Source organism: Citrobacter amalonaticus (assembly GCF_001559075.2).
In the GTDB taxonomy this organism is placed as follows: domain Bacteria; phylum Pseudomonadota; class Gammaproteobacteria; order Enterobacterales; family Enterobacteriaceae; genus Citrobacter_A; species Citrobacter_A amalonaticus_F.
This window is the reverse complement of sequence record NZ_CP014015.2, coordinates 3335363-3352323: the sequence shown is the minus strand read 5'-3', so window position 1 is coordinate 3352323 and position 16961 is coordinate 3335363. Positions and strand designations below refer to the sequence as shown.

16 protein-coding genes are annotated in these 16961 nt (G+C 55.2%); 7 read left to right on the top strand and 9 right to left on the bottom strand.

Features of this window, described 5'->3' with window-relative positions; translation table 11 throughout:
* The first annotated feature begins 8 nt into the window (after positions 1-8).
* The 3 genes from dsbG to AL479_RS16085 all read left to right on the top strand — a co-directional run bounded on the left by dsbG (position 9) and on the right by AL479_RS16085 (position 2911).
* Complete coding sequence (dsbG, locus tag AL479_RS16095; protein WP_061076798.1) at positions 9-755, top strand: thiol:disulfide interchange protein DsbG; 747 nt, start codon at positions 9-11, stop codon at positions 753-755.
* Between the two features lie 330 nt (positions 756-1085).
* Positions 1086-2309 carry a phosphoadenosine phosphosulfate reductase gene (locus AL479_RS16090; RefSeq protein ID WP_061076797.1) on the top strand — a complete coding sequence of 408 codons (1224 nt, stop codon included), beginning with the start codon at positions 1086-1088 and terminating at the stop codon, positions 2307-2309.
* Complete coding sequence (locus AL479_RS16085) at positions 2294-2911, top strand: IbrB-like domain-containing protein (protein WP_061076796.1); 618 nt, start codon at positions 2294-2296, stop codon at positions 2909-2911. The genes AL479_RS16090 and AL479_RS16085 overlap by 16 nt, the downstream gene beginning before the upstream one ends.
* 48 nt (positions 2912-2959) lie before the next feature.
* Here the strand turns inward: AL479_RS16085 and AL479_RS16080 are convergent, their stop codons facing one another.
* The 7 genes from AL479_RS16080 to entC form a co-directional block, all read right to left on the bottom strand.
* Positions 2960-3157 (bottom strand): YbdD/YjiX family protein, encoded by a 198-nt coding sequence (locus tag AL479_RS16080; protein ID WP_043001453.1) that lies wholly within the window; start codon positions 3155-3157, stop codon positions 2960-2962.
* Positions 3158-3214: 57 nt separating this feature from the next.
* Positions 3215-5320 (bottom strand): pyruvate/proton symporter CstA, encoded by a 2106-nt coding sequence (cstA, locus tag AL479_RS16075; RefSeq protein ID WP_061076795.1) that lies wholly within the window; start codon positions 5318-5320, stop codon positions 3215-3217.
* Between the two features lie 185 nt (positions 5321-5505).
* The gene (entH, locus tag AL479_RS16070; protein ID WP_061076794.1) at positions 5506-5919 is read right to left on the bottom strand and encodes a proofreading thioesterase EntH; all 414 of its coding nucleotides are present in this window, start codon (positions 5917-5919) and stop codon (positions 5506-5508) included.
* 2 nt (positions 5920-5921) lie between these two features.
* On the bottom strand, positions 5922-6677 hold the full coding sequence (gene entA / locus AL479_RS16065; RefSeq protein ID WP_061076793.1) for a 2,3-dihydro-2,3-dihydroxybenzoate dehydrogenase EntA: 756 nt from the start codon (positions 6675-6677) through the stop codon (positions 5922-5924).
* Entirely contained in the window at positions 6677-7534 is an 858-nt protein-coding gene (locus AL479_RS16060; RefSeq protein WP_061076792.1) for an isochorismatase, read from the bottom strand. The genes entA and AL479_RS16060 overlap by 1 nt, the downstream gene beginning before the upstream one ends.
* A 13-nt stretch (positions 7535-7547) precedes the next feature.
* A complete protein-coding gene (gene entE / locus AL479_RS16055; RefSeq protein WP_061076791.1) occupies positions 7548-9155 on the bottom strand; it encodes a (2,3-dihydroxybenzoyl)adenylate synthase EntE in 1608 nt (535 codons plus the stop codon).
* Positions 9156-9164: 9 nt separating this feature from the next.
* Positions 9165-10340 carry an isochorismate synthase EntC gene (gene entC, locus AL479_RS16050; RefSeq protein WP_061076790.1) on the bottom strand — a complete coding sequence of 392 codons (1176 nt, stop codon included), beginning with the start codon at positions 10338-10340 and terminating at the stop codon, positions 9165-9167.
* A gap of 184 nt (positions 10341-10524) precedes the next feature.
* On the opposite strand from entC, the gene fepB reads away from it, so the two are divergent.
* On the top strand, positions 10525-11463 hold the full coding sequence (gene fepB / locus AL479_RS16045) for a Fe2+-enterobactin ABC transporter substrate-binding protein (protein ID WP_061076789.1): 939 nt from the start codon (positions 10525-10527) through the stop codon (positions 11461-11463).
* Positions 11464-11512: 49 nt separating this feature from the next.
* On the opposite strand, the gene entS is transcribed toward fepB, so the two are convergent.
* Entirely contained in the window at positions 11513-12751 is a 1239-nt protein-coding gene (entS, locus tag AL479_RS16040; protein ID WP_061076788.1) for an enterobactin transporter EntS, read from the bottom strand.
* Between the two features lie 111 nt (positions 12752-12862).
* Between entS and fepD the strand changes: the two genes are divergently transcribed.
* Genes fepD through fepC form a run of 3 tightly spaced genes read left to right on the top strand, consistent with a single transcriptional unit; the run spans position 12863 to position 15647 of the window.
* Positions 12863-13867, top strand: a complete 1005-nt coding sequence (gene fepD / locus AL479_RS16035; protein ID WP_061076787.1) for a Fe(3+)-siderophore ABC transporter permease — start codon at positions 12863-12865, stop codon at positions 13865-13867.
* A complete protein-coding gene (gene fepG, locus AL479_RS16030; protein ID WP_061076786.1) occupies positions 13864-14856 on the top strand; it encodes an iron-enterobactin ABC transporter permease in 993 nt (330 codons plus the stop codon). The genes fepD and fepG overlap by 4 nt, the downstream gene beginning before the upstream one ends.
* Complete coding sequence (gene fepC / locus AL479_RS16025) at positions 14853-15647, top strand: iron-enterobactin ABC transporter ATP-binding protein (protein WP_043001464.1); 795 nt, start codon at positions 14853-14855, stop codon at positions 15645-15647. The genes fepG and fepC overlap by 4 nt, the downstream gene beginning before the upstream one ends.
* Before the next feature lie 37 nt (positions 15648-15684).
* Here the strand turns inward: fepC and wzz(fepE) are convergent, their stop codons facing one another.
* Positions 15685-16818, bottom strand: coding sequence for an LPS O-antigen length regulator Wzz(fepE) (gene wzz(fepE) / locus AL479_RS16020; protein WP_061076785.1), 1134 nt, complete (start codon positions 16816-16818; stop codon positions 15685-15687).
* Positions 16819-16961: the final 143 nt, after the last annotated feature.

Genomic DNA, 16961 nt, shown 5'->3' with positions numbered 1-16961 from the left:
GATAAAAGATGTTAAAACGTACGCTTTTGCTCTCCCTCTTCCCTCTTTTTGCCTGGGCCGAAGACCTGCCTGCGCCCGTTAAAGCAATAGAACAACAAGGGATTACCATTATAAAGTCGTTCGATGCGCCCGGCGGGATGAAAGGCTATCTTGGGAAATATCAGGATATGGGGGTCACTATCTACCTGACGCCTGATGGCAAGCAGGCCATTTCAGGCTACATGTACAATGAAAAAGGCGAAAACCTGAGCAATCAGTTGATAGAAAAAGAGATCTATGCGCCTGCCGGACGGGAAATGTGGCAGCGCATGGAAAAAGCCAACTGGCTTCTCGATGGCAAGAAAGAGGCTCCAGTGGTGCTCTATGTTTTTGCTGATCCTTTCTGTCCGTACTGCAAACAGTTCTGGCAACAAGCGCGGCCATGGGTGGAGTCCGGCAAAGTCCAATTGCGGACGCTACTCGTCGGCGTCATCAAACCAGAGAGTCCAGCTACCGCCGCTGCCATTCTGGCATCGAACGACCCGGCAAAAACCTGGCATGATTATGAAGCCTCCGGCGGAAAAATGGCGCTCACTGTACCCAAAACGATTTCTCCGGAACACATGAAGATCCTCAATATGAACCAGAAAATCATGGATGATTTAGGCGCAAACGTCACACCCGCGATTTACTATATGAGTAAAGAAAATGTTCTCCAGCAGGTCGTTGGCTTGCCTGAAAAAGCGCAACTGGATGCCATGATGGCGCATCCATAATTAATACGGGTAATTATATGCAATTAGATATAATTACCCTGAATAATTCACACAACACGTTTAAAAATCACTTCGTTATTTAAGCTTCACTAAAGTAACACTCAAGCCAGAAAGAAACATTTCTTTGCAAAAATCCTTTGTTTTTAACCGCGCAAGCTTGTATAGCGAGCATTTAATATCAATTGAAATATATTCAAAACAGATATATTTAATATAATTTAATTAATTCATTGAATTTATTTAAGCATTGCACGCTCCCAAAAAAGGCTTATATTATAGAGGGATATCTATTTCAGGCGAATGACTATAACGTTTAAGGATAAGCGATACATGTCAGTTTATAAAATATCATTAAACCAAAATGTTCTTGAAGCCGCTGAAGAACGCATCACCTGGACTCTCGAAAATCTTCCCCGCGTATGCGTCTCCTTTTCCGGTGGTAAAGATTCCGGCTTGATGTTGCATCTGACGGCAAATCTTGCACGTAAGCTACACAAAAAAATCAATGTGTTGTTCATTGACTGGGAAGCACAATTTTCCTGTACCATTCGTTATATTACCGCGTTGCGCGAAATGTATGCCGATGTTATCGACCATTTCTATTGGGTTGCCCTTCCGCTCACCACCCAAAACGCACTGTCACAGTTTCAACCTGAATGGCAGTGCTGGGAACCCAATACCCAGTGGGTTCGTCAACCGCCGCCAGACGCCATCACCGATCCGGGCTATTTTCCCTTCTATCAATCCGGCATGACCTTCGAACAGTTTGTGCGTGAATTTGCTGACTGGTTTTCGAATAAACGCCCGGCAGCCATGATGATCGGGATTCGGGCCGATGAGTCCTATAACCGTTTTGTGGCAATTGCCAGTTTACGTAAACAGCGTTTTGCCGATGACAAACCCTGGACGACCGCCGCGCCAGGTGGACATACCTGGTATATCTATCCGCTGTATGACTGGAAAACAGCCGATATCTGGACCTGGTTTGGTCGTACAAATCTGCCCTGTAATCCGCTCTACAACCTGATGTATCAGGCCGGTGTCCCGGCCCGTTACATGCGTATTTGTGAGCCATTTGGCCCCGAACAGCGTCAGGGATTATGGCTCTATCATGTTGTTGAACCGGAAAGATGGGCAGCGATGTGCGAGCGTGTTAGTGGCGTCAGAAGCGGCGGGATCTACGCCGGGCAGGATAATCACTTCTACGGCCATCGAAAAATTCTCAAGCCCGATCACTTGAGCTGGCAGGACTACGCCATGCTGTTACTGCTCAGCATGCCAATCACCACGGCAGAGCATTACCGCAACAAAATCGCCGTCTATTTACAGTGGTACAAGAAAAACGGCCTTGATGAGATCCCGCAAACGCAGACTGGCGATATTGGTTCGAAAGATATCCCCTCCTGGCGACGCATCTGCAAAGTGTTATTGAACAATGATTACTGGTGTCGGGCGCTCTCTTTCAGTCCAACTAAACCGAAAAGTTACCAGCGTTATAGCGAACGCATGAAAGCGAAACGCAAGGAATGGGGAATTTTATGCAACAACGATTAACTCAGGACCTCCTTAGCTATCTCTCTGGCTTATCTGATGACGAAAGAATTAAAGCCATCAATGAGTTCAGAAAGGCGATTCACAGCGTCAGTCCGTTTCGCGACGAGCCGGTTGACTGTGTGCTATGGATAAAAAACGAACACATTTCGCCTAACGATTACAATCCCAATAACGTTGCTCCGCCGGAGAAAAAGCTGCTGCTGAAATCCATTGAAGCGGATGGCTTTACCCAACCCATTGTTGCCACCCAGTCCAGCCCGGAAGAGTATGAGATCGTCGATGGTTTTCATCGTCATGAACTGGGAAAAGGCAAAGCCTCGCTCAAATCCCGTCTCAAAGGCTATTTACCCATTACTTGTCTGGAGGGGGAGCGTCATGACCGCATGGCAGCGACGATTCGCCACAACCGCGCCCGTGGCCGTCATCAGATCCACGCGATGTCTGAGATCGTGCGTGAACTGGCATTACTGGGATGGGAAGACGAAAGAATCGGTAAAGAACTGGGGATGGACGAGGACGAAGTCCTGCGCCTGAAACAGATCAACGGTCTTCAGGAGCTGTTTGCCAGTCGTCGGTTTTCAAAAGCCTGGACGGTGAAATAACCTGATTATGCCGGATGGCGTGCTTATCCGGCGCAAATCCCCTCGCATTCAACAGCAGCGTGCCCCGCCTTTTCCGCCATAGCGCGCATCCTGACGCTCACGGAAAAACTCCTCATAGGTCATAGGCGTCTGATCCGGATGGGTGATCCGCATATGCTCGACGTAGTTGTCATAGTCCGGCACGCCAATCATCAGTTTTGCGGCCTGGCCCAGATATTTCCCGGCTTTCGAAAGCGTATCAAACATCATTACCACCTGTCAGAAAATCCCCTCTCCCGATCGGGAGAGGGGCATAATTACACGTTAGTGCGCGCCTTTGGCCTGCGCAACGATCTCGTCCACATTTTCCGGCATCGGCTCATACGGCGTTTCTTTCGCCGTCGGCTTGTCTTCTTTGAGAGCGGCGAGCGCCGTCTTAATGGAGAACAACGCCAGCACCACGACCACCACCATGAAGAAGATGGTCAGGCCCGCATCCAGACGGTTATTAAACACCAGTTGCGCCAGCTGCGATTCCGTGTACTGCGGCGGGATATTGCCACTGTCGATCATCGCCTGGAACTTATTGGCAATCGCCAGGAAGCCTACTTTTGTATCCGGGCTGAAGGATTTCTGCCAGCCCGCCGTCAGAGTACAAATCAGCAGCCACGCGGTCGGCACCAACGCCACCCATGCATAACGCTGACGTTTCATCTTGAACAGGACAACCGCGCAGAGCATCAGCGCCATGCCTGCCAGCATCTGGTTAGCGATACCAAACAGCGGCCACAGGGTGTTAATGCCGCCTAACGGATCCACCACGCCCTGATGCAGGAAGTAGCCCCACGCCAGTACGCACAGTGCGGTCGCCAGCAGGTTGGCAGGCAATGAGTCCGTACGTTTAAGACCTGGAGAAACCACGCCCAGCAGATCCTGCAGCATAAAGCGCGCCGCACGCGTCCCCGCATCAACCGCCGTCAGAATAAACAGCGCTTCGAACAGAATGGCGAAGTGATACCAGAAGGCCACATCCATCATCCCACCCAGCGCGCCGTGCAGGATATAGGCCATCCCCACTGCCAGCGTAGGCGCACCACCCGCGCGGGAGATAATCGACTGCTCACCCACCTCGTTGGCAATCTGATGCAGCGTATCCGGCGTAATCGCAAAGCCCCAACTACTGACCACCTGAGCGGCAGACGCCACCACATCCGTAGTGCCGGCAGGCGCCAGCACAGCCATTGGGCTGTTCATGGCAAAGTAGACGCCCGGATCGATGATACAGGCAGAAACCAGCGCCATGATGGCGACAAACGATTCCATCAGCATGCCGCCGTAGCCAATGAAGCAAGCCTGACCTTCGTTCGCCAGCATCTTCGGCGTCGTGCCGGAGGAGATCAGCGCGTGGAAACCCGAAACGGCGCCACAGGCGATAGTGATAAACAGGAACGGGAACAGGTTACCTGTCCACACCGGCCCGGTACCATCGACGAATTTGGTCAGCGCAGGCATCGTCAGCGTTGGACGCATGATCAAAATGCCCACCGCCAGACCGACAATGGTCCCGATTTTCAGGAAGGTTGAGAGGTAGTCACGCGGTGCCAACAGCAGCCACACCGGCAGTACCGCCGCCACGAAACCGTAGCCCACCAGCATCCAGGTTAACTGAACGCCAGTGAAGTCAAAGTACGGCGCCCAGGTTGGACTTTCCGCGACCCAGCCGCCGGAAATAATGGCAAACACGAGGAACACCAGACCGATAACCGACACTTCGCCAATACGACCCGGACGCAGATAGCGCAGGTAGATCCCCATAAAGATCGCCAGCGGGATGGTAAACGCGACGGTGTAGGTTCCCCACGGACTGTGGGTCAGCGCTTTCACCACGATCATCGCCAGCACCGCAAGGATAATCACCATGATCATGAAACAGGCTACCAGCGCAATCACCCCTGCGGTTGGGCCCATCTCCTCTTTGACCAGTTCACCCAGCGAGCGGCCATCGCGACGCGTCGACACGAAGAGCACCATGAAATCCTGTACCGCCCCGGCTAATACCACGCCAGCCAGCAACCAGATCATGCCTGGCAAATAGCCCATTTGCGCCGCCAGTACCGGTCCGACTAACGGACCCGCACCGGCAATCGCCGCAAAATGGTGACCAAACAAGACTTTTTTATCGGTGGGCACGTAGTCGAGCCCATCGTTATGGCGCACTGCGGGCGTCATACGCGTCGGGTCAACCGCCAGCACATTTTTGGCGATGTACAGACCGTAGAAACGATAGGCAATGAGATAGACACAGACCGACGCCACGACTATCCACAGTGCGTTGATCTGTTCCCCACGGTTTAGCGCAATGTAACCCAGAGCAAATGCACCCATTACCGAGAGCACTGTCCAGATGAGGTATTTCCCTGATTTATTCATGGTTGTTATCCGTTTGCGTGTTCCAGAGAAGAGAGATGTTACATTTTGTTTCTATAACATCTTTTCTGGTTTTAACAACCTGACAACCCAATAAACCTGAAGTATCACCGACTATTTACATTGCATTGTTAACTGGATCACTCCATTCACCCGTTAACGCTGCAATCTCATGACATTAAGCGTGCTCAGCCCAGCACCGCGGTTCCCAGTCGGCAAGTACAACAACGCCGCCCTTGCTCATCAAACACAACGATTTCCCAGCTCTGGCTTTGACGTCCCAGATGCAGCGGCTGGCAAACACCGCGCACCTTACCCTGCGAAACCGCCCGGTGATGGGTGGCGTTCAGTTCTGTCCCAACCACGCATTGCCCGTCACGGGTCATCAGATACCCCGCCATTGAGCCTAACGTTTCGGCCAGCGCCGCTGAGGCTCCGCCGTGCAGTAAACCAAAGGGCTGGTGCGTGCGGGTATCCACCGGCATTTCGGCTTCCAGCACGTCGTCACCAAGTCGGGTATAGATAATGCCCAGATGTGCCACCATCGTGTTCTGGCTGGTAGCGTTCAGTTCATCAAGCGTTAAATGACGTTTCCAGATCATCGTTACGCTCCCAGCGTAGAGCCGCCGTCCACCACGATGTCCTGCAACGTAATGTGGCTGGCCAGATCGGAGGCGAGGAACAGAATGGTGTTAGCGATCTCTTGCGGTCGGGCGATTTTGCCTAAAGGAATACCGAGCTTAAACTGCTCGCCAAAGCCGCGAATGCGCTGCTGTTCCGCATCATCGCTGACCCACAGCGTCCGCTGCATGTCAGTATCCGTGGATCCTGGCGACACCAGGTTACAACGCACTCCGCTGCCCGCCAGCTCCAGCCCGACGGTCAGCGCCAGACTTTTCAGCGCCGCCTTCGACGCCCCATAGGCGCTCATGCCGATACGCGGCGTATGCGCAGCATCGGAAGCCACAGTCACGATCGCCCCGCCCCGCTGATGGCGAAACTGCGCCATCGTCTGCTGGAACAGATTAAAGGCGCCACCAACGTTAACTGCAAACGTCTGCTGCCAGTCGTGCGGACTCAGCGCGTCGGTCGCGCCCATACGTAAAATCCCGGCAGCATTCACCAGCACATCCAGCCGTTCCGTGTGTGCCAGCACGCGCTGACAAACCTCAGCCACCTGTCCGGCATCCGCCACATCCATCACCTCAGTGGCAAACGGATAATCCTGTAAAGTGAACTCGCGATCGAAACCGGTGACCTGTGCCCCAGCCTCAGCAAACGCCAGCGCCGTGGCGTAACCAATGCCTTTACCCGCCCCGGTGACCCACACCGCTTTGCCGCGAAAATCAAATCCGGCCATTAGCGCACCTCACGGGAGAGTAGCGCCCACCAGGCATCAATGGTCGGTTTTTTCGCCAGCATCACGAAGTCGATATCGCCGTGCACTTTACGCCAGCGTGCTGCCAGCGCCATCATCCGTACCGAGTCCAGACCGTAATCGATCAGGTTCTCGTCATCCATCGGTTCATCGGACTCATCGAGCAGCGGTAAAATCAGCGCCCGCAGTTCATCTTTGCTGGTCGGTACCGGCGCGGGCAACAACTCCTGAGTCATCACGACGCGACCTGAACGTCCCGCAACATACTTCAGCGACATCAGGTGCTCTTCACGGCTAAAGTCGGCCAGCGCGTCCGCTACCATGAACGGCTTGATATCGCGCATGAAAGCATCTGTCGCGGTGGTCATACAGCCAATGTGCGCATATACCCCGGTGATAATCAGCTGATCGCGGCCGGTTTCTTTCAACATCAGTTCCAGCGGGGAACGGTGAAACGCGCTGTAACGCCATTTCACCAGCACATTATCGGCTTCATCCGGCGCCAGCGCGGCGACCACTTTTTGTTGCTCCGGTGAGCGCGTCAGTCCCGGCCCCCACATGTCGTTAAGCAGGGCGCGATCTTCATCGCTCTGATCCTTCGGCTGCGCGGTGTAATAAACCGGAATATTATGCGCTTTACAGTAGTTGCGCAGCGCGGCGATATTGGCGATCACCTGTTCCATCATCGGACAGTTTTCACCCCAGAAGCTGACGAAGTAGTCCTGCATATCGTGGATCAGCAGCGCCGCACGGTCCGGTTCAAACGCCCAGTTGACCTTATTGACCGGAATATCGAGCGCGGTTGGCAGCGCGTAAGCCTGCAGTTTAGGAATTGCCATTGCGTGTTCTCCTTCAGGCCGAACGTGTTGCCAGCCACTGACGTAATTGTTTTTTATCGACTTTACCCACCGGAGTCAGAGGCAGCGCCTCAACGATTTCCACCCGGTCCGGTAACTTGAATTCAGCGACGCCCTGCTCGCGCAGGAAGCGACGCACCTGTACCGCGCGCAGCGGTTCTTTCACCACCAGGTATGCGCAGCTTTTCTCCCCCATCAGCTCGTCTTCCATACTGACCAGCGCCGCATGGATCACCGCCTGATGACGCAGTAACAGGTTTTCGATCTCTTCCGCGGCGATCTTCTCGCCGCCACGGTTGATCTGATCTTTTTCACGCCCCTGAACGGTGATGTAGCCATCCTCGTCAATGGCGATCAGATCGCCTGAACAGTAGAAACCGTTGGCGTCAAAGGCACTGGCGTTATGCTGCGGACTTTTGTAATAACCACGGAAGGTGTACGGGCCACGCGTCATCAGCCGTCCCGTTTCCCCCTGCGGCAGCGGGTTGCCGTCGGCATCTGCTACCCACACTTCATCATCCGGACACATCGGACGCCCCTGGGTATTGATGATTCGCTCCGGGCTGTCGTCGAGACGGGTATAGTTCACTAAACCTTCCGCCATGCCGAAAACCTGCTGCAACTGGCAGCCAATTTCAGCCGGGATCCGCGCTGCCAGCGATGCGGACAGGCGCGCACCGCCAACCTGTAACAGCGTCAGTGAAGCCAGTTGCGCATTGCTGCCCCACTCGTTAATCGCCTGTAACCACAGGCTGACCGCTGGCGGCACCAGCGCCGTCGCGTTGATCTGATGTTTTTCAATCAGCGGGAAGCACAGCGTGGCGCTCGGGTCTGCGGCCAGCACCACAGTGCCACCGGCAAGAAATACGCCCAGCGATCCGGGTGAACTCATGGCGTAGTTATGCGCGGCAGGGATGGCGCATAAAAAACGCGTATCGGCGGTGAAGTGACAGATTTCATTACTACGACGCACGCTGTAGTAATAGTCGTTGTGGGTTCGCGGGATCAGCTTCGGCGTCCCGGTCGTGCCGCCGGAGAGCTGGAAGTAAGCCACCTCATCCGCAGGCGATGGCGTGGCGGTAAACGCGTCTGCTGGCTGGTTTATCGCCGCTTGCAGGCAGTGCTCGCCGCTGTCATTGAGCAGATGCACCACGCGAATAGAATTATGCTGCGCAATAAACGTATTCAGAAAATCATTGTCGGCAAACAGCGCGTGCTGACGATCGGCAATCAGCAGCGCGGGCTCGATCTGCGTCGCATAGGCGGTAAGTTCAGTGCGTTGATGGCTGAACAGAGCAAGCACGGGTGCGACGCCAAGCTTCAGCAGCGCAAAGAACGTGATATACAACTCCACCACGTTGCCCAGTTGTACCAGCGCGGTTTCGCCGGATTTGATCCCCTGACGGCGCAGCGTACAGGCAAGATTGTCCGCCGCCTGATTCAGTTCACGATAGCTCAACTGGCGCTCACCTTCGATGACCGCCGTATGGTCGCTTTCTGCATGGCGGGTCAAAATATCCGTCAGCGGCAGATCCTGCCAGTAGCTCTTTTCGCGGTACCGACGGGCAAATTCGTCAGGCCACCGGGTGAAAGGAATGCTCATCATCGCTCCTTAATGCAATCCAAAAACGTTCAACATGGTGGAAAGTTTGACGCCGGTTTCACGCCATTCCCCCACCGGTGAAGAGGCCGGGACGATCCCTGCGCCTGCAAACAGACGCACCTGATTTTTCCGTAACCTCGCACAGCGGATGGTCACCACCCACTCACCGTTGCCTTCGGCGTCGCACCAGCCGACGATGCCGCCAAACAGTTCGCGGTCAAACGGCTCCAGTTCGGCAATCAGCTGTTTCGCCGCCTGATGCGGGAAGCCGCTCAGCGCAGGTGTCGGATGCAACAGACAGGCCAGCGTCAACGCGTTTTCTCCGGCGTTGGCTTTGCCTTCAAACGGCGTGCCGAGATGCCAGAGCGTGGGTGTGGTGATGAGCTGTGGCGAAGACGGCAGCTGCAGATCCTGGCTGCGCTCGCGCAGCACGGTTTTCATCGCCTGCGTAACCAGCTCATGTTCATGGCGATCTTTCTCTGAGGCCAGCAGGCGGTTGCCGGCTTCCCGGTCCAGCACGTCATCAGGCTGACGGCGCGCGGAGCCCGCCAGCGGCAGTGAGCTAAAGCGATCGCCTTCTTTGCGCAGCAGCAGTTCCGGGCTCGCACCGAGCAAGACGCCGCCATCGTGCAGCGGGACATGGAAGTTGTAACTAACCGGGTTTTGCGCCACCAGACGTTCCAGCAGCGCGCCGCTGTTGATCTCAGCGTCGGTAGTGATGTCAATCAGTCGCGATAGCACCACTTTGTCGACTTCCGGCGTCGCCGTCAGCGCAGCGGCGCGCGCGACCATCTCTTCGAACGTCTCCTGCTCGGGAATGGCATTACGCGCCGTGACGTTGAGTGTTTGATGATCGGTAAAGTAGCGTGATGATTGCTGCTTTTCCTGGCGAGAAAAGGTCTGCCAGCTCTGAGGAATAAACAGCAATGATGGCTGGCAAGTATCGAACGGAATCGCCCCCACCATAACCGGGTTTGCGATACCCTGCGCTTTGGCATCGGCGAACAGTGCGTGTAATTTTTGTTGGAAGGGGCTGTCTGGCGAATCGCCGTTAACGGCAGGTTCATCGAAGCGGGCGAAGCATCCTGACGTCGTGAAACTCCGATACGGCGACATAAAGAAAAAGCGATGGGGTGCAAGTGTTGCCATGGTCTGCTGAATTTCCTCGGCCAAAGACGTATCCATATCATCCTCCAAAAATGATAAAGGTTTTAATAATGATTATCATTTATATTTTCGGGCGCTAACCTAAAAGCAAACAGGCGACATGTCAACTCTTGAGGTAGCACAAAGTGCGACTAACGCTTGCATCCCTTACGCTTAATAATGAAAATGAGAAGCATTAATAGCTCAGTACAGGAACTGATTTGTGAGACTGCCTTCCCTGCTCGTTACGCTCTTCGTTTTCGGATTCTCCTCAGCCTATGCGGCGGACTGGCCGCGTCAGGTGACCGACGTTCGCGGCAGCCACACGCTGGAACACAAACCTGAACGCATCGTCTCTACCAGCGTCACGCTGACCGGTTCATTGCTGGCGATTGATGCACCGGTGGTCGCCAGCGGGGCGACAACACCTAATAACCGCGTGGCTGACGATCAGGGATTCTTACGTCAATGGGGCGACGTGGCAAAAACGCGCAAGCTGACGCGCCTGTATATTGGCGAACCGAACGCCGAAGCGGTGGCAGCACAAATGCCCGATCTCATTCTGATTAGCGCGACCGGCGGCGACTCTGCCCTGGCGCTGTACGATCAGCTCTCGCCTATTGCCCCGACGCTTATCATCAATTACGACGATAAAAGCTGGCAGTCGCTGCTGACGCAGTTAGGCGAGATTACCGGCCAGGAGAAACAGGCCGCCGCACGTATTGCGGAATTTGATAAGCAGCTAACCATCGTTAAGCAGCAACTGAAATTGCCGCCGCAACCGGTGAGCGCGCTGGTCTACACCGCCGCCGCCCACAGAGCCAATCTGTGGACGCCAGAGTCCGCGCAGGGAAAAATGCTGGAGCAACTCGGCTTCACGCTGGCAACGTTGCCTGGCGGACTGCAGCCCAGTCAAAGCCAAGGGAAACGTCACGATATCATTCAGCTTGGCGGTGAAAATCTGGCAGCCGGACTGAACGGAGAAGCGCTGTTCCTGTTTGCCGGCGACGAGAAAGACGAACAGGCGATTTACGCCAACCCACTGCTGGCGCACCTGCCTGCGGTACAGAACAAGCGCGTCTATGCCCTGGGCACCGAGTCTTTCCGTCTGGATTATTACAGCGCGATGCGGGTGCTAAACCGCCTCTCCACGCTGTTTTAATCGCCATTGCCGGATAGCGACGATAACGCGTTATCCGGCCAGTCTCACACTATGCGGGTTCCGGCGGCGTCTGGCGGAATCGACGTAATTCACTGAGTAACAGCAGCAGTAGCAGTCCCACAATCACCAGACCAAAGCCGCTAACGCTCGCCGAAGCCACCGGCGTCATGATCGCTCCCAGCCCCCCTAATAACGCCGCGCCAATCGCGTCTCCGGTGACGTTCTGCGCCGTCCACAGGCCGTTGATGCGCCCTAACATATTTTCCGGCGTCTGCGTTTGCAGCATCGTGTACTGCAACAGCGAACTGATGGCGCTCAGCCAGCCAAACAGCGCGAGACACACCACGCCGAGTACCCAGACAGGCATCAGGGCAAACAGGCCAATGGCCAAAAATGACCCCACGGTCGAGGCCAGCATGATTAATCCCGGACGCACGCTGTGCGCCAGTTGCCCACTGGTGAGTGCGCCAACCGCCGCCCCGAGCGGGATGGCGGCGTACAACATGCCAATCTGCGCCGCTGACATCTGCCAGCTAATCGCCAGCGCCGGATAGAGCACGCGCACGGCGCTGGCCATCGTCAGCAGACCGCCAAGCAGCGCAATACCACCGATCAGCGGACTGGCAAGTAGGAAGCGAAACGCCGTCAATAGGGATTTCAGCGGATGTTCACGCTGCTGCGGCGGTGGCGGCAGCGCCGGAAGGCTCAACAGAGGTAATAAGGTGATAAAGGTACCTGCCGCCGCCAGACCGTAGTTCCAGGCCACACCGCCGGTGGCGAGCAACAGTCCACCCAGCATGGGCGAAATCACCGAACCCAGACGCACGGTCAGCATGGTAATCGCCCCTGCCTGCATCAGGTTTTCGCGCCCTACCAGCGAAGGCGTTGCCGCCAGCAATGCCGTCACGCCCAGCGAGGCAAAAAAGCCGTCCCACAGACCCAGCAGATAAATCGCAATCAACGAAGGTTCCGGCAGCATGGCGTTCAGACACAGACCGATGAAGCCAATACCGCAGGTACCGCGCGCCAGCAGGATCACTTTTTTGCGTTCATAACGGTCGGCCAGGACGCCACCGACCATCAACCCGACAAACATCGCGCTGCCGGTCAGCGTTACCGAAAGGCCCACCTGCCAGGTGGAGTGCGTCATCATCTGGATCTGTACGGGTACCGCGACGCCGAGCAGTCCGAGCGAAACAATAGAGATAAAACGGGCCAGGAAGACAGCGCGAAATGCCGGGTGTGTCTTCAGCAAACTGAGGTTAAGCAGCCAGGATTGTCGATTCATTACAACGCCTTAATGCGATCTTTTTTTCATTATCCATTCAATGGCTGCACATGCTAACATAATCAAATAAGATCGATAACGATAATTACTATCATTATCAGGGAAGTTGATATGTCATGTTCTGTTTCCGTGACGCGTGCCATTGCCGTGCCCGGATTGTTGTTATTACTGGTTATCGCCACGGCATTAAGTCTGACCATCGGTGCAAAATCCTTACCCGTCTCCGTGGTTCTGGAAGCGCTCACCGGCACCTGTCAAAGTGCCGATTGCACTATCGTACTGGACGCCCGCCTGCCGCGAACGCTGGCAGGATTGCTGGCCGGGGGCGCGCTGGGACTCGCCGGGGCGTTAATGCAAACGCTCACCCGCAATCCGCTGGCCGATCCTGGGCTGCTTGGCGTCAACGCCGGGGCCAGTTTTGCCATCGTGCTGGGTGCGGCGCTGTTCGGCTTTTCCACACCGCAGGAACAACTGGTGATGGCCTTTATCGGCGCGCTGGTGGCGTCCCTGATTGTGGCGTTTACGGGCAGTCAGGGCGGCGGTCAGTTGAGCCCGGTACGTCTGACGCTGGCGGGCGTCGCGCTCGCCGCAGTTCTGGAAGGTCTCACCAGCGGTATTTCCCTGCTGAATCCTGACGTCTACGATCAGCTTCGTTACTGGCAGGCCGGTTCACTGGATATCCGCAATCTGCAAACCCTCAAGGTGGTTATTGTGCCTGTGCTGATAGCCGGTGCCACTGCGCTGATGCTCAGTCGGGCGTTGAACAGCCTGAGTCTGGGAAGTGATACCGCCACCGCGCTTGGTAGCAAAGTCGCGCGTACGCAACTTATCGGTCTGTTAGCCATCACCGTCTTATGCGGTAGCGCCACGGCGATTGTTGGGCCCATTGCGTTTATCGGTCTGATGATGCCGCATATGTCGCGCTGGCTGGTCGGCGCCGACCATCGCTGGTCGCTCCCCGTGACGCTGATCGCCACCCCTGTTCTGTTGCTTTTTGCCGATATTATTGGTCGTCTGATTGTTCCCGGCGAACTGCGCGTGTCCGTCGTGAGCGCGTTTATTGGCGCTCCGGTGCTGATCTTTCTGGTTCGTCGTCGTCCGCGAGGTGCCGCATGATGTACGTATCGCGTCGCCTGCTAGTCGCTTGCCTGCTCCTGACGGCCGGCTGCCTGATCTTCGCGCTCTGGGGTCTGCGTAGCGGCGCAGTGACGCTGGAAATCCCACAAATTATTGCTGCCTTAACCGGCGATGCGCCGCGTAGCCTGACGATGGTGGTGACCGAGTGGCGCTTGCCGCGCGTGCTGATGGCACTGCTGATTGGCGCTGCACTCGGCGTCAGCGGGGCGATTTTTCAGTCCCTGATGCGTAACCCGCTCGGCAGCCCGGATGTGATGGGCTTTAATACCGGAGCCTGGAGCGGCGTACTGGTCGCGATGGTACTGTTTGGTCAGCATCTGACGGCTATCGCGCTGGCAGCGATGGCTGGCGGGATTCTGACGTCACTGGTGGTCTGGCTGCTGGCCTGGCGCAATGGTATTGAAACCTTCCGCCTGATCATTATCGGCATCGGCATTCGTGCCATGCTGTTTGCGTTTAACACCTGGCTGTTGTTGAAGGCTTCGCTGGACACGGCATTGACCGCCGGATTGTGGAATGCCGGCTCGCTTAACGGTCTCACCTGGGCAAAAACCTGGCCTTCCGCGCCGATCATTATTCTCATGCTGGCAGGCGCCGGGTTGCTGGTGCGGCGCATGCGTCTGCTGGAGATGGGTGATGACAGCGCCTGCGCGTTGGGAGTCAGCGTGGAGCGCTCACGGCTCGCCATGATGCTGGTCGCCGTGGTGTTAACCGCAGCCGCTACCGCACTGGCCGGACCGATTTCCTTTATTGCGCTGGTTGCCCCGCATATTGCCCGTCGCCTGAGCGGCACCGCGCGTTGGGGATTAACCCAGGCCGCGCTCTGCGGCGCGCTGTTACTGCTGGCGGCCGATCTGTGCGCGCAGCAACTGTTTATGCCTTATCAGCTTCCGGTGGGTGTCGTCACCGTGAGTATCGGCGGTATTTACCTTATCGCCTTGTTAATTCAGGAGTCCCGCAAAAAATGACCGAATCAGTAGCCCGTTTGCGTGGCGACCAGTTAACGCTGGGTTATGGAAAGTTCACCGTTGCTGAAGACCTCAACGTCACCATTCCCGATGGTCATTTCACGGCCATTATCGGCCCCAATGGCTGCGGGAAATCGACGCTGTTGCGAACCCTCAGTCGGCTGATGACGCCGGCAAACGGTCACGTCTGGCTGGACGGTGAGCCGATTCAGCGTTATCCCAGCAAAGAAGTTGCTCGCCGCATCGGTTTGTTGGCGCAAAATGCCACGACGCCGGGCGATATCACCGTGCAGGAACTGGTGGCGCGCGGGCGCTATCCGCATCAGCCGCTGTTTACCCGTTGGCGCAAAGAAGATGAAGATGCCGTGACGCAGGCCATGCGCGCCACCGGTATTACACATCTGGCCGGACAAAGTGTGGATACGCTATCCGGTGGTCAGCGTCAGCGCGCATGGATAGCGATGGTTCTGGCGCAGGAAACGTCAATCATGCTGCTCGATGAACCGACCACCTGGCTGGATATCAGCCATCAGATTGATTTGCTGGAATTACTGAGCGAACTGAATCGCGAGAAAGGCTACACCCTCGCCGCCGTGCTGCATGACCTCAACCAGGCCTGCCGCTATGCCACTCATTTGATCGCGTTGCGTGAAGGAAAAATTGTCGCAGAGGGGGCGCCGAAGGAGATTGTCACCGCAGAATTAATTGAGAAAATCTATGGGTTGCGTTGCATGATTATCGACGACCCGGTAGCGGGCACACCGCTGGTGGTGCCTCTGGGCCGACGTTAACCGCTGGCCGGAAGGCGCTGAGCCTTCCGGTCGTCAATCAGACCAGATGCTCCCGGATCATGGTTTCATCCCGTTTACGCGATACCATAGCATGCTGGAGAAGTACACCAGCACAGGCCATAATCCCTCCGATCAGTGCAGCCAGCACAACCACGATCATTCTACCCGGCCCCTGTTTTTTCACCGGTAATGAAGGCTTGAGCTGATATTTGAACGGCGAGAATTTCACATCCTGAACATTGACTGACTCCAGTTGCTCAACATAATACTGCCGGTTTTTTAACTCGGCATTCAGTTCAGCCACATCCGTGACCGATTTTTCAATCTCCAGCTTTCGCTGGATCCCATCAGCGCCCAAAGAAATAGAAAAATCAGGATCGTCTTTCACCGCCTGGCCATTACTGTAAACCGGTTTTTTAATTCCGGCGGCATTTGCAATCTCCAGAGAATAATTGAGTCGTTGAATATTGGTATCCAGCTGATTTTTAAGTTTGACGCGATCCAGAGCCAGACGCTCTTTCTCAAAGCGGGTTTTGACTTCCAGCTGATTGCGAATATTTTCCAGCGAGTCCTGCACGACTATCTCAGAAATAAACTGGATATAGCCCGCCAGTACCTGCTGCGCCTCTTCTTTGGCTGGAGCCGTAAAACTCAGCACCCATGACGTGTACAGTGCCGTTTCGTTTTTCTTTCCGGCATTGCTGTCCACCGCGCTCATCTTTTCGCTCAGCGCGACAATGGCCCGATGCAGGTCCATTTCATCGATTTTCGCCCCTTTTAACTGCTCCATCACATACGGTGATGAGCGTAAATATTGCTCCAGCAGTGAAGACGACTGAAATTTTTTGATGAAGAGATTGAAGGTATTGTTACGATCCACACTGACATCAAGGTCCAGAACACGTAATCCCGTCAGCGTTCTTTGCAGATCCTGCCACTGAATTGGCTCAGCTGGCGTCACCACCGCTTCGCTGGTCCAGCGTTGTGGCAAAAAGAAGGTGATGAATAGCCCCACACACGCAAACGCAAACGTGCACGCAATAATGCGTTTTTTCGCCTGCCATAAAATATCAATCAGGTTTAATAAATCGATTTCATTACTCTGGGTCTGCGGCAACGGAAAACTCGTAAATTCCGTATTTTTATCCTGCTTCACATTGAGTGACGGCATACCGTACGTCCTGATGCTTGTTCCATGAAAGTTATTTATGCCAATAGCGTAGCAAACCCCTAAAACATTCCGAAATACTAATGCACGGATAAAGTCAAATTCAGAATTTGACCCCTGGCGGTAATATTCCTAATAACAGAATT

Coding starts and splice junctions, on each gene's coding strand:
- entC (WP_061076790.1), bottom strand. CDS start 10,340: ATGGATACGTCTTTGGCCGAGGAAATTCAGCAGACCATGGCAACACTT.
- entE (WP_061076791.1), bottom strand. CDS start 9,155: ATGAGCATTCCTTTCACCCGGTGGCCTGACGAATTTGCCCGTCGGTAC.
- entA (WP_061076793.1), bottom strand. CDS start 6,677: ATGGCCGGATTTGATTTTCGCGGCAAAGCGGTGTGGGTCACCGGGGCG.
- AL479_RS16085 (WP_061076796.1), top strand. CDS start 2,294: ATGCAACAACGATTAACTCAGGACCTCCTTAGCTATCTCTCTGGCTTA.
- entH (WP_061076794.1), bottom strand. CDS start 5,919: ATGATCTGGAAACGTCATTTAACGCTTGATGAACTGAACGCTACCAGC.
- dsbG (WP_061076798.1), top strand. CDS start 9: ATGTTAAAACGTACGCTTTTGCTCTCCCTCTTCCCTCTTTTTGCCTGG.
- fepG (WP_061076786.1), top strand. CDS start 13,864: ATGATGTACGTATCGCGTCGCCTGCTAGTCGCTTGCCTGCTCCTGACG.
- fepD (WP_061076787.1), top strand. CDS start 12,863: ATGTCATGTTCTGTTTCCGTGACGCGTGCCATTGCCGTGCCCGGATTG.
- entS (WP_061076788.1), bottom strand. CDS start 12,751: ATGAATCGACAATCCTGGCTGCTTAACCTCAGTTTGCTGAAGACACAC.
- fepC (WP_043001464.1), top strand. CDS start 14,853: ATGACCGAATCAGTAGCCCGTTTGCGTGGCGACCAGTTAACGCTGGGT.
- AL479_RS16060 (WP_061076792.1), bottom strand. CDS start 7,534: ATGGCAATTCCTAAACTGCAGGCTTACGCGCTGCCAACCGCGCTCGAT.
- AL479_RS16090 (WP_061076797.1), top strand. CDS start 1,086: ATGTCAGTTTATAAAATATCATTAAACCAAAATGTTCTTGAAGCCGCT.
- cstA (WP_061076795.1), bottom strand. CDS start 5,320: ATGAATAAATCAGGGAAATACCTCATCTGGACAGTGCTCTCGGTAATG.
- AL479_RS16080 (WP_043001453.1), bottom strand. CDS start 3,157: ATGTTTGATACGCTTTCGAAAGCCGGGAAATATCTGGGCCAGGCCGCA.